A 12,634-nucleotide genomic window follows, 5' to 3' on the forward strand; every position below is an offset into this window, starting at 1 on the left:
GACGACCACGCTGAGTTGCCGCGTCCTGCCCTTCCGGCGGATCGGCCACATGGCTACGCTCGCCTGGATGCTCCGTTACGAGACCGTGACACCGGTATTTCGGATCTGGTGTTGACGCAATCTATGTGAGCGCTAACACTACCCGAAAGATGACAGTGGGCCCCGGCAGTCGGCGGGGGAGTCCAGAGAGGAGAAGCCCGTGGGCAGGAAATTCCTGGTTGCTCTCGGCGGCGCGGCACTCGCGCTGAGTTTGGCGGCGTGCAGCGGCGGGGGTGCGGGCAGCGGTGAGAAGTCCGGCGACGAGAAGCCGAGCGACCTGACCATCGGTGTTTCGATGCCGACCCAGACGTCGGAGCGGTGGATCGCCGACGGCAACGCGGTGAAATCGAAGCTGGAGGCCAAGGGCTACAAGGTCGACCTCCAGTACGCCGGCGACGACATCCCCACGCAGTCGCAGCAGGTCGACCAGATGATCACCCAGGGTGCCGATGTTCTGGTGCTCGCGGCGATCGACGGCACCGCCCTCAGCAGCCAGCTGCAGGCCGCCGCGGCCGCGAAGATCCCGGTCATCTCCTACGACCGGCTGATTCGTGGCAGCAAGGACGTCGACTTCTACGTCAGCTTCGACAACTACAAGGTCGGCGTCGCCCAGGGCACCGCGCTGCTCGTCGGTCTCGGCCTGCTGAACAAGGACGGCTCGAAGGGCACCGCCAAGGGGCCGCTGAACGTCGAGCTCTTCGCCGGGTCGCTGGATGACAACAACACCCAGTACTTCTTCGGCGGGGCGATGGACACGCTGAAGCCGTTCATCGAGGACGGGACGCTGGTCGTCAAGTCCAAGCAGACCACCCCCGAGCAGGTAGCCATCCTGCGGTGGCAGCAGGAGACCGCGCAGAAGCGGATGGAGAACCTGCTGACCTCCAGCTACAACGACGGCTCGAAGGTCGACGGGGTGCTCTCCCCGTACGACGGCATCTCCCGCGGCATCATCACCGCCCTGCAGAACGCCGGCTACGGCAAGGGCGCGAAGAAGCTCCCCGTGGTGACCGGCCAGGACGCGGAGATCGCCTCGATCAAGCTGATCAACGACGGCGTGCAGAGCTCCACGGTCTTCAAGGACACCCGGCTGCTGGCCGAGCAGGCCGTGAACGCGGCCGAGGCCTTCCTGCAGAAGAAGGAGCCGCAGGCCAACGACACCAAGACGTACAACAACGGTGTCAAGGTCGTCCCGGCGTACCTGCTGCCGATCGCAACCGTCTACAAGGACGACATCAAGGCGACGCTGATCGACTCCGGCTACTGGACGGCGGAAGAGGTCGCCGCCGGTCAGGCCAAGAAGTAAGCCACTCGTCGGGCCCGGCGGTCACACCCGCCGGGCCCGACGCCTGGGCGCGTACGCGTCCAGACCTGACGGAGGACAGTGACCATGGACGACACCATCCTCGAGATGCGTCGCATCACCAAGACCTTCCCCGGCGTGACCGCGCTGGAGGACGTCACCCTCGCAGTGCGCCGCGGGGAGATCCACGCCATCTGTGGTGAGAACGGCGCCGGCAAGTCCACCCTGATGAAGGTGCTGTCCGGCGTCTACCCGTCCGGCTCGTACGACGGCGAGATCCTCTTCGACGGCAAGCCGATGCAGTTCCGCGGCATTCGCGACAGCGAGGCCAACGGCATCGTCATCATCCACCAGGAGCTCGCTCTGGTGCCGTACCTGTCGATCGCGGAGAACATCTTCCTCGGCAACGAGCGGCGCGGCCGCAGCGGGCTCATCGACTGGAACTTCGCCAACGCCGAAGCAGCGAAGCTGCTGGCGTCCGTCGGGCTGCACGAGAACCCCGTCACCCCGGTCATTCAGCTCGGGGTCGGCAAGCAGCAGCTGGTGGAGATCGCCAAGGCGCTGTCGAAGAAGGTGCGCCTGCTCATCCTGGACGAGCCGACGGCCGCGCTCAACGACATCGACTCGGCGCACCTGCTCGACCTGCTGCGGGCGCTCAAGGAGCAGGGCATCACCTGCATCATGATCTCGCACAAGCTCAACGAGATCACCGCCATCGCCGACTCGACCACCGTCATCCGTGACGGGCGCGCCGTGGAGACCCTCGACATGAGGTCGGACGAGGTGACCCAGCAGCGGATCATCCGCGGCATGGTCGGGCGCGACCTGGACAGCTTCTACCCCGACCGCGAGTCGTCGCCCGGTGACGAGGTCCTGCGCATCGAGGACTGGACGGTGCGGCACCCGGTCCAGGACCGGATGGTCGTCGAGGGCGTCGGGCTGTCCGTACGCGCCGGCGAGGTCGTCGGCATCGCGGGCCTCATGGGCGCCGGTCGGACCGAGCTGGCCATGAGCGTGTTCGGTCGGTCCTACGGGCGCGACATCCGGGGCCGACTCTTCGTCCACGGGCGGGAGGTGCAGGCGCGCACCGTCGCCGAGGCGATCGACAACGGCATCGCCTATGTCACCGAGGATCGCAAGCGCTACGGGCTCAACCTCATCGACGACGTGCGGCGCAACGTGTCCGCCGCCGCGCTGGACCGGCTGTCCCGCCTGGGCTGGGTGAACGGCAACGAGGAGATCAAGGTTGCCGAGACGAGCCGCAAGGAGATGAACATCCGCACGCCGAGCGTCATGGCGGTGGTCGGCAAGCTCTCCGGCGGCAACCAGCAGAAGGTCGTGCTGTCGAAGTGGCTGTTCACCGACCCGGACGTGCTGATCCTCGACGAGCCCACCCGCGGGATCGACGTCGGCGCCAAGTACGAGATCTACACGATCATCAACCGGCTGGTGGCCGCCGGTAAGGCAGTGATCGTCATCTCCTCCGAGCTGCCGGAGCTGCTCGGAATGTGCGACCGCATCTACACCCTCGCCGCCGGCCGGATCACCGGCGAGATGCCGGTGGCCGAGGCGACTCAGGAGAGCCTCATGGAGCTGATGACCAAGGACAAGGAGCTCGTCGGATGACCAGCATCAAGACCCCTTCGACGGAGCGCCCCACGCCCCCGGACAGCACGCCCGGCGCCGCCCTGCACAGCGGGACGAGCGACCTGCGGGCGCTGGTGTTGAACAACCTGCGGCAGAGCGGGATCTACGTCGCCCTGGTCGTCATCGTCGCGCTCTTCGCGGTCCTGACCGACGGGGTGTTGCTGAGCCCCGGCAACATCACCAACATCGTCCTCCAGTACTCGTACATCCTGGTCCTCGCCATCGGAATGGTCATCCTGATCATCGGTGGGCACATCGACCTGTCGGTCGGGTCGGTCGTCGCGCTCACCGGAGCGGTCTCCGCCGTCCTGGTGATCCAGCAGGGTCACCCCTGGTGGATCGGCGTCGTGGCCGCGCTGGTCGTCGGCGTCGCGGTCGGCGCGTGGCACGGCTTCTGGGTGGCGTACGCCGGCATTCCGGCCTTCATCGTGACCCTGGCCGGCATGCTGCTGTTCCGGGGTCTGACCCTGCGGGTGCTCGACAACATCTCGCTGTCGCCGTTCCCGTCCGAGTACCAGCAGGTCGCGGCGGGCTTCCTCAACGGCCTGCTCGGTGGGCAGGGCTTCGACGCCTTCACGTTGCTGATCGGCGCCATCGCCGTGGCCGGCTACGCGGTCAGCGGCTTCCGCACCCGCGTGGCGCGTATCCGCTACCAGCAGCCCGTCGAGTCGTTCCCGCTCTTCGTCGCCCGGGTCGTGCTGGTCGGCGCGGTCCTCATGTACTTCGCCTGGCAGTTGGCGCACGCCCGAGGGCTGCCGATCGTGCTGATCATCCTGGCGGTCCTGGTGCTGGTCTACGGCCTGCTCACCCGGCGTACCGTCTTCGGTCGGCAGGTCTACGCGATCGGCGGCAACCTGTCGGCGGCGGCGCTCTCCGGGGTGAAGGTCCGCACCGTCAACTTCTGGATGTTCGTCAACATGGGCTTCCTGGCGGCGGTGGCCGGCGTCATCTACTCGTCGCGGTCCAACGGCGCCCAGCCCGCTGCCGGCAACATGTTCGAGCTGGACGCGATCGCCGCTGCCTTCATCGGCGGTGCGGCGGTCACCGGCGGCGTGGGCACCGTCGTGGGCGCGATGGTCGGTGGTCTGATCATGGCGGTGATGAGCAACGGCATGCAGCTGATGGGCATCGACCAGTCGACCCAGTCGGTGGTGAAGGGTCTCGTTCTGCTCGTCGCGGTCGCCTTCGACGTCTACAACAAGCGTCGCGCCGGCACCGCCCGCTGACGCCCGCACGAAACCCGGATGGCCCCTGACCGCGACGCGGTCAGGGGCCATCTGCGTTCCAACCGACTCCGCGATCTTGCACTTGGTGTCGACGATCTGCGGCTTATGCGGCAGAAGTCGGGACAGAAAGTGCAAGATCGACGGGGGGTTGGGTGGGGTGGGGTGGGTTAGTGGCAGGTGGTGGTGCCGGTGTCGGTGTAGGTCTGGCCGGCTACCGGTACGAACTGCCAGTCGTAGCTGTTGGAGTGGAGGGTGAACTTCAGTAGCCCCCACGCCGAGCTGTTGCGCGCCTCGCTGTTGGGCTGGATGGTGCCGAAGCCGTAGTGGCCGGCGCCGCCCATCCCGGCGACGAAGCTGCGCAGACCCCGGCTGGAGTCGGCGCCACCGGCCGGGTTCATCGGGGCGAACCGCTCGTACACGTGGTTGTGCCCCCAGACCACGACGTCGGCGTTGTAGTCGTAGAGAGCCTGGTACAGCGGGCGCGTCGACGTCGACGGCGCGTGGTTGGAGCTGGACGTGAACAGCGGGTGGTGCCAGTACGCGATAGTGCACGGCTTGCTGCTGGCGGCCAGGTCCGCGCGCAGCCACTGCTCCTGCGTCGAGCCGGCCGACATGCTGATGTTCGAGTTCAGCGACACGACGTGCCAGTTGCCCAGGTCGAACGAGTAGTACCCGCGACCGCTCGGGCCGGCCGACGTACCGAAGTAGTTGTAGTAGCCGGTCGCGCCCGACGTGTTGTAGTCGTGGTTGCCCGGCGACGGGCGGGTGCGGGACTTGTGCCGACCCCAGGTGGGTTCGTAGTAGCTGTTGAACTGCGACGCCGTCCCGCTGTCGTAGACGTTGTCGCCGGTGGTGAAGACCGTTCCCGGGATGCTGTCGAGCAGCGTCGCGGTGGCGCTGTCGCCGGAGCCCGAGTCGGCGATGTCGCCGGCGCCGACGAAGACCGGGTCGCCCGACGGCGGCGGCGTGGTGCTGCCGGTGGTGACCACCAGTTGCGGAGCGTCAGCGCCGCTCTCGCGGGTGTCGTAGTAGGCGCCGTCACCGCTGGTCGAGGTGGCACCGAAGCTGTACGTGCCGTTGCCGGTGACAGCGGCAGCGACGTCGACCTCGTACCAGGTGTTGCCGCTGACCGCGCCGATCGTGCCGAGCGTGGCCCCGTCGATGGCCGGCTGGTTGTTCCAGGTGGTGCCGGTCTCCGACCAGGTCGTGTTGGACATCCGGCGGAACGTGCCACCGGCGTCGCTGCCGCTGTTGCCGCTGATCGTGCGCAGTCGCAACCTGGCACCGGTCACCGTGCCGCTGACACCGCTCACCGTGAAGCGCAGGAACGAGCGCCGCACGGGCGAGTTGTCGACCACGACCTGCGTGGACGTGCCGTAGTTGGTGGCCGCCGTGTCGCTCTGGACGTAGGTGTCGGCAACGGGCGTGAAGGTCACGCTCGCCGCCGACGCCGCGCCGGCGCCGGTCACGACGACGGCGGCGGTCGCGGCGACGATCACCGTGACCACCCCCAGCGTCACCGACGGACGGGGGAATCGAATGTCCATCCAGGACTCCTTACCTCGTGGGAAGAGCGCAAGGAATGTAGGAAGGTCGATGAGCCGGCGGGCGACGGGCGGATGAACAGTGCGTCCCGACAGGCGAACACCTCGCTGTTGGGAGCCTGTTCAACAGTCCCTCGCCCGGATGCCACCCGCGGTGCGTTGTGCCGCCTCCACTGAGTACGGACGATGGCTGCCCGTCGATCAGAGGAGATGCGCGTGTACCTGTCGACCGTCTCCCGACCGGTCGCCGATGAGCCAGGATCGGGGCCTCGCCGCCGTCGGTTCACGATGGTCAGCGGCAATGTCGTCGCGCTCGGCACGGTCAGTCTGATCACCGACGTGTCGGCCGAGATGGTGGCCGCGGTCCTGCCGCTCTATCTGGTGCTGGGCCTGCACCTCAGCCCGGTGGCCTTCGGCGTCCTGGACGGCGTCCACACCGGCGCCACCGCGCTGCTGCGGGTCGTCGGTGGTTTCGCCGCCGACCGGTTCCGGCGGCGCAAGCTGATCGCCGGCATCGGGTACGCGCTCTCGGCGGTCGCGAAGCTCGGCCTGCTGCTCGCCGGTCGGTCGATCCCGGCGATCGGCGCCGTCATCGCCGTCGACCGGATCGGCAAGGGGGTGCGAAGCGCGCCGCGTGACGCGTTGATCACGCTCTCCACGCCACCGGAGGCGCTGGGTCGGGCGTTCGGGGTGCACCGGGCGATGGACAGCGTCGGCGCGTTCCTCGGGCCACTCGCCGCGTTCGCGGTCCTGCTGGTCGTCGGGCAGTCGTACGACGCGGTGTTCGTCACCAGCTTCTGCATCGCAGCCCTCGCCGTGGTGGTGCTCGTGCTCTTCGTCAGGGAGCAGCCGCCCGGCGAGGGGGTGGACGGCGGGGCGGCGGACGAGACCAACGAGGCGAAGGTCTCCGTCCGCGAGGCGTTCGGGCTGCTGCGCGCAGGACCGGCCCGGCGGCTGGTGCTGGCCGCCGCGATGCTCGGGCTGGCCACCATCGGCGACGGCTTCGTGTACCTGCTGCTGCAACGCCGAATGGACCTCGGCCTGCGCTGGTTTCCGCTGCTCGCGGTGGGAACCAGCCTGGCGTACCTGCTGCTCGCCGCTCCACTCGGCGTACTCGCCGACCGGATCGGTCGCCTGCCCGTGGTGATCGGCGGCTACACCGCCCTCGGCGCGACGTACCTGCTGCTGGCCGGCCCGGTCGACGGTTGGCCGCTGATCGCCGTGGCGCTGACCCTGTACGGCGCCTTCTACGCGGCCACCGACGGGGTCCTCATCGCGCTCGCCGGTCCGGTGCTGCCGGCGCGTCTGCGGACCACCGGAATCGCGTTGGTGCAGACCGGGCAGGCTCTCGCGTACCTCGTCTCCTCCGTGCTGTTCGGTCTGGCCTGGCAGGCATGGGGGCCGGAGAGCGCGATCCGCGCGGCGGCCGTGGCCGTCGCCGGCGTCCTGGTCGGCACGCTGCTCCTGCTGGCCTCCCCGTCCCGACTCACCACCCGGAAGGTGCCCCGATGACCGTGATGTCGACCCGAGCGAAGCTCGGTGTGGTGGTCGCCTCGGCCGTGCTGTTGGGCGCTGTGGCGGCCGGCTACGCCGCCAGGGCCGGGCAGGCTCCTCGGACGCCGCCACCCGCCGGCGCCGAGCAGGCGGTCACCTTGACGTCCGGGCCGCGCCTGCTGGCGATCACCGACCGGCACGTCTCCACAGTCGCCGCGACCGACCCCGCCGGGCCGCGCACGATCGCCGGCCTGGAATGCCTCCGGGTGTACGCGGCCGCCGGCACCGGGGTCTGCCTGAAGCCGGAGACCGCGTGGTCGTACCAGGTCGTCGTCCTCGACGCGACGCTGCGCCAGACGAGGGCGGTCAGTGTGCCGGGTCTGCCGAACCGGGCCCGGGTCTCGGCCTCCGGCCGCATGGTCTCCTGGACGACGTTCGTCGGTGGCGACTCGTACACCTCCAGCGGCTTCTCCACCCGCACCGGAATCCTCGACACCCGCACCGGCGCCACTGCGGCCTCGCTCGAAGAGTTCGCGATCACCCGGGACGGCCGGGGCTACCGCAACGCGGACGTCAACTACTGGGGCGTCACCTTCACCGCCGACGACAACCGCTTCTACGCCACGATGGCGACCGGGGGCAGGAGATACCTCGTCCGGGGTGACCTCGCCGCTCGTACCGTCGAGACGCTGAAGGAGAACGTCGAATGCCCGTCGCTGTCACCGGACGGCACCCGGCTCGCGTTCAAGGAGGCGGTCGACGCCGACCCGGCGAAGGGCTGGCGGCTGTCGGTCCTGGACCTGCCGAGCATGCGGGTCACCGCGACCGCCGAGGTCCGCAGCGTCGATGACCAGGCCGCGTGGCTGGACAACGGCAGGCTGGCCTACACGCTACGCCGGGACGACGGCCAGCCCGACGTCTGGAGCGTTCCGGCGGACGGGTCCGGCACGCCGACGCTTGTCATCCCCGGCGCGGAGTCGCCGTCCCCGCTCACCTGACGGTCCGGTCCGCGGCCCCGGCGGTCCGGACACCTGAAGGCCTTGGCGCGGACAGCAGCCCGTCATGTGGGATTCCGCCGCGCAGCCATCGCCGTTCATCGACGTTCCCGAGGCTGTTGACCATGACAAGGCTGAGCCGTCGTATTTTCGTCCTCGGTGGACTGGTGACCGCGGGAGTCGCTGTGACACCCCTCCAGGGTGCCCGCGCAGCGGTGCCGTACCCCTTCAAACTCGGTGTGGCGTCCGGTGACCCGGCACCGGACAGCGTGGTCCTCTGGACCCGGCTGGCACCCTCCCCGCTCAACGCCGACGGGCAGGGAGGCATGGCCAACGCCGACGTGACGGTGGAGTGGCAGGTGTCCAGCACCGACCGGTTCACCTCCCTGGTCGCCTCCGGCTCGGTGGTCGCCCGGTACGCCGACGCGCACTCCGTGCACGCCATCGCGGGCGGGCTCGCCGCTGACTCCGACTACTACTACCGGTTTCGGGCCCAGGGGCAGATCTCGCCGGTCGGGCGGACCCGGACCGCCCCGCCGCCCAGCTCCTTCGGCCGCGATCTGGTGATGGCCTTCGCCTCCTGCGCCCACTACGAGGCCGGTTACTACACCGCGTACCGGCGGATGGCCGAGGACAACCCCGGTCTGATCCTGCACCTCGGCGACTACATCTACGAGGGCGGCGTCGGCAGCTCCACGGTGCGGCAACACGTCGGCGCCGAAATCGTGTCGCTGGCCGACTACCGCCGCCGCTACGCGCTGTACAAGTCCGACCCGGACCTGCAGGCGGCCCACGCGGCGGCACCCTGGCTGGTGGTGCCAGACGACCACGAGGTGGAGAACAACTACGCCAACATGGTCCGCAACGACAGCAGCCCCACGCTGACCGCAGCCCAGTGGACCGCCCGGCGCACCGCCGCGTACCGGGCCTACTACGAGAACATGCCGCTGCGGCCGGCGTCCGCCGCCAACGGCAACAGCATCCCGCTGTACCGGCGGGTCCGGTGGGGGCAGCTCGCCACCTTCCACATGCTCGACACCCGGCAGTTCCGCGACGACCAGGCCTGTGGCGACGGCTGGAAGGTCTGCGCCGACGCCGACCTGGCCTCCCGGTCGCTGACCGGCGCCACCCAGGAGGCGTGGCTGCTCGACGGGCTGGCCCAGCGCTACAGCACCTGGGACATCCTCGGCCAGCAGGTCTTCTTCGCCCAGCAGCTCGACGCGAACGGGGCGGCGAGCATGGACGCGTGGGACGGCTACCGGGCCTCCCGCAGCCGCATCCAGGGCGGGTGGCAGCAGCGTGGGGTGCGCAACCCCCTGGTGCTCACCGGCGACGTCCACCGTTCGTGGGCCAACGATCTCAAGGCCGACTACGCCAACCCCTCCTCGGCGACGGTCGGCACCGAGCTGGTCTGCACCTCGATCAGCTCGACCGGCAACGGCAGCGGCAGCACCACGGTCCCGAACGCGGCGGCCAATCCGCACCTGAAGTTCTACTCGGACCGGCGTGGCTACGTCCGTACCACCATCACCCGCAGCCAGGTCCGCGCGGACTTCCGCGCGGTGAACACAGTGACCGAGCACGGCGCGGCGGCGTCCACGGTGCGCTCGTTCGTCATCCTCGACGGCCAGCCCGGCCTGCAGGCCGGCTAAGGGAGAGAGCCACCATGACCGCGATCACCGCACTGCTCACCGCGTCCCTGCTGATCCCGAACGTGGTTCCCGGCCCGACCGCCATGACCGCCGAGGCGGTCACCTGGACCACCGCGAACAGCGTCGCCACCGGCGACCAGGACCTGCCGTCCATCGCCATGAACCGCAACGGCCACGTCGCCGTGGTCTGGGAGGACGACCGGGACAGCACCGCACCGGAGGACGACACCCACAGCGAGATCTACCTGCGGCTGTTCCGCGACGGCACACCGGCGTACGAGCTGGAGCTCTCGACCGGGGGAACCAGCGGGGCCGCCTGGCGGCACCTCAGCCCCGACGTCGGGCTCGACGACCGGGGCAACGCCGTGGTGGTCTGGGCCGCCGACGGCGACGGCAACGGCGTCTACAACATCCAGTACCGGGTGGTGTCGCCGGCCGGCGCGGTGCTCGGCTCGGGGCAGGTCAACGCCAGCGACGCCGGGCAGCAGATCTGGCCGAAGGTCGCGGTCGACCCGGACGGCGCGCCCACCAACGCCGCCGCCGTCGGCTTCACAGTGGTCTGGGAGGACGTGCAGGGCACCGCTCCCGCCACCGTCAAGGCCGCCGGCTTCACCGCCGCCACCACCAAGGCGTACGAGGTGACCGCCTCGCAGACGACGGGCACGCACCACCGTCCCGACGTTGCGGTGTCCGCCTCCGGCGAGGCGGTGGTGGTCTGGGACGAGGACGCCGACGCCAACGGCTCGTACAACATCGGGCTGACCCGGCTGGCCCGGTCCAACGGTGCCGTGGCGCTGTCGCGGCGGACGGCCAACGCGCAGAGCGGCGGGCAGCAGCAGCGGGCCTCGGTGGCGGCGAACTTCGCCGGTGACTTCACTGTCGGGTGGGAATCCGACCACACCGGCACCCGGGGTGTCTGGGCCCGATCGTTCACCGCCGCGGGCACGGCCCGGCACGACGAGGTCCCGGTCTCCACCGGAACCGGTGCCATCGCTCCGGGGGTCGGCATCGACGACCAGGACAACGTGGTGGTGGGTTGGACGGTGTCCGGCGTCAACCCGGACGTCTGGGCCCGTGGCCTCAACCCGGACGGCACGTCCACCGGCCGGCTGGCGGCCCAGGCGCTGAGCCAGACCACGACGGGTCGCCAGGAGCACTTCGCCGTCGCCGCGTCGCCCTGGGGCGAGGTGACCGTCTGCTACACCGACGACAACGACGGCAACACCTTCGACCAGGTGCTCCTCGGCCTGGGTACGACGAACTCCACCTGGCTGATGTCCGCCGACGAGCTGCGCCGTCTGAAGGCGCGGGGCACCAGGGCAGCAGACGGCCGCGCGGAATCAGACGATGAAGAAAACCTTCGGTTGGGGCGTTGACTTCGACTTTTTACTACACAACAATCGTCATCAATATTGATGTCCGTCTCCGTGGTCGTGCGATAGCCCCTGGTCAACCCGCAGTACCTCAACCCCTGGTGGCCGCGGGTGCCCCATCGCTCCGGCCTGGACCCGTCGGAAGTGAGGGCACGATGAAACACGGTCGACGATTGGCCGGCGGCGTCGCCGCGGCCCTGATGACGGTCACGAGCCTGATCGGGGCCGCGCCCAGTGCCGCCGCGGCCGTGATCCCCACGCTCACCAGTGCCGTGACCGCCAAACTGCTCGGCACCGCCGAGCTGTCCGCCGCCGATGCCCAACCGGAGACCCGAATCACCGTCAGCCGCACCAGCGGCCGGTGGGCGTTCGGCACCGCCGTCGCGCTCGCGCCCCGACAGAAGGACGCCCACCCGACCGGGTCGATCTTCATCGCCCGGTCCGAGCCCGCCGGGTGGCGCATCGCCTTCGACGGCGAGGCCACCTTCGGTGCGCTGGCCGCCGAGTCGCCCCTGATGACAAGCCAGGAGAAGAGCGTGCTCACCACAACCCCCACCCCGATGTACGCGGGCGGGGACTACCGGACCGGAATGGCCCTGCCGTTCGGTGTGGGCCAGACGTGGACGCTCACCAGCGGCCCGCACGGCTGGGGTGGAACCGAGTCGCCGTACAGCTCGGTCGACCTGGCCGGTGGCGACCAGGTGGTCCGCGCCGCCCGCGCCGGGGCGGCGTACACGATGTGTCAGGGGTGGATCCGGGTCATTCACGACCGGGGCTACTCGACCGACTACTACCACCTGTGGAACAGCATCTCCGTCAACGGCGCCAGCGTCGGCCAGGGCGCCGTCCTGGGCAACACCGGCACCGACGTCACCTGCGGCGGAGCCGCCTACGGCCGGCACGTCCACTTCGGGCTCCGGCAGAACAGCGCGTACGTGCCGATCGCCGGCCACGACATCGGCAAGTGGGTACTGGCCAACGGCGCCGCCGCGTACCAGGGCGGGGCGCGGCACGGGTCGGCCTGGGCCGGTGCCGGCGGCGGCCTGTACAACTACGGCGCGCTCGGCTTCAACCAGGGGGTCGTCGACGCGAACGGCGGCGGGGTGCTCACCCGACGTGCCGGGCCGGGGACCGGCTACGGCTCGCTGGGCTCGGTGGCCGACGGAGCAACGGTCACCATCTCCTGCTCCGCCAACGGCACCTCCCACACCGGCCGGTACGGCACCACGGCGCTCTGGAACAGGTTGAGCGACGGCAGTTGGGTGTCCGACGCCTACCTGTCGACCGGTGTGAACGGTCCGATCAACGGCTGGTGCTGACGAGGTCCATCCCTGCGGGTTGGCGGCTCACCGGCCGCCAACCCG

At 69.7% G+C, this 12,634-nt stretch carries 9 protein-coding genes; 8 read left to right on the forward strand and 1 reads right to left on the reverse strand.

What is annotated here, in order from left to right:
- The first annotated feature begins 199 nt into the window (after positions 1–199).
- The 3 genes from chvE (at position 200) to mmsB (ending at position 4,212) form a co-directional block, all read left to right on the forward strand.
- Positions 200–1,342 carry a multiple monosaccharide ABC transporter substrate-binding protein gene (gene chvE, locus ACGF3C_RS11765; protein ID WP_393221198.1) on the forward strand — a complete coding sequence of 381 codons (1,143 nt, stop codon included), beginning with the start codon at positions 200–202 and terminating at the stop codon, positions 1,340–1,342.
- An 84-nt stretch (positions 1,343–1,426) separates the two neighbouring features.
- Positions 1,427–2,965 (forward strand): multiple monosaccharide ABC transporter ATP-binding protein, encoded by a 1,539-nt coding sequence (gene mmsA, locus ACGF3C_RS11770; protein ID WP_124860735.1) that lies wholly within the window; start codon positions 1,427–1,429, stop codon positions 2,963–2,965.
- Positions 2,962–4,212, forward strand: a complete 1,251-nt coding sequence (mmsB, locus tag ACGF3C_RS11775; RefSeq protein ID WP_091401175.1) for a multiple monosaccharide ABC transporter permease — start codon at positions 2,962–2,964, stop codon at positions 4,210–4,212. Before mmsA ends, mmsB begins: the two co-directional genes overlap by 4 nt.
- A 167-nt stretch (positions 4,213–4,379) precedes the next feature.
- On the opposite strand, the gene ACGF3C_RS11780 is transcribed toward mmsB, so the two are convergent.
- The gene (locus ACGF3C_RS11780) at positions 4,380–5,759 is read right to left on the reverse strand and encodes a DNRLRE domain-containing protein (RefSeq protein WP_393221201.1); all 1,380 of its coding nucleotides are present in this window, start codon (positions 5,757–5,759) and stop codon (positions 4,380–4,382) included.
- A 213-nt stretch (positions 5,760–5,972) separates the two neighbouring features.
- On the opposite strand from ACGF3C_RS11780, the gene ACGF3C_RS11785 reads away from it, so the two are divergent.
- The 5 genes from ACGF3C_RS11785 to ACGF3C_RS11805 all read left to right on the forward strand — a co-directional run bounded on the left by ACGF3C_RS11785 (position 5,973) and on the right by ACGF3C_RS11805 (position 12,589).
- Positions 5,973–7,268, forward strand: a complete 1,296-nt coding sequence (locus tag ACGF3C_RS11785; RefSeq protein ID WP_393221204.1) for an MFS transporter — start codon at positions 5,973–5,975, stop codon at positions 7,266–7,268.
- Positions 7,265–8,248, forward strand: coding sequence for a TolB family protein (locus ACGF3C_RS11790; protein WP_393221207.1), 984 nt, complete (start codon positions 7,265–7,267; stop codon positions 8,246–8,248). The genes ACGF3C_RS11785 and ACGF3C_RS11790 overlap by 4 nt, the downstream gene beginning before the upstream one ends.
- Positions 8,249–8,370: 122 nt before the next feature.
- Complete coding sequence (locus ACGF3C_RS11795; RefSeq protein ID WP_393221210.1) at positions 8,371–9,897, forward strand: alkaline phosphatase D family protein; 1,527 nt, start codon at positions 8,371–8,373, stop codon at positions 9,895–9,897.
- Between the two features lie 14 nt (positions 9,898–9,911).
- Entirely contained in the window at positions 9,912–11,273 is a 1,362-nt protein-coding gene (locus tag ACGF3C_RS11800; protein WP_393221213.1) for a hypothetical protein, read from the forward strand.
- 152 nt (positions 11,274–11,425) lie between these two features.
- Positions 11,426–12,589 (forward strand): peptidoglycan DD-metalloendopeptidase family protein, encoded by a 1,164-nt coding sequence (locus ACGF3C_RS11805; protein ID WP_393221216.1) that lies wholly within the window; start codon positions 11,426–11,428, stop codon positions 12,587–12,589.
- Positions 12,590–12,634: the final 45 nt, after the last annotated feature.

Source organism: Micromonospora sp. NPDC047762 (assembly GCF_043204655.1).
Taxonomy (GTDB): domain Bacteria; phylum Actinomycetota; class Actinomycetes; order Mycobacteriales; family Micromonosporaceae; genus Micromonospora.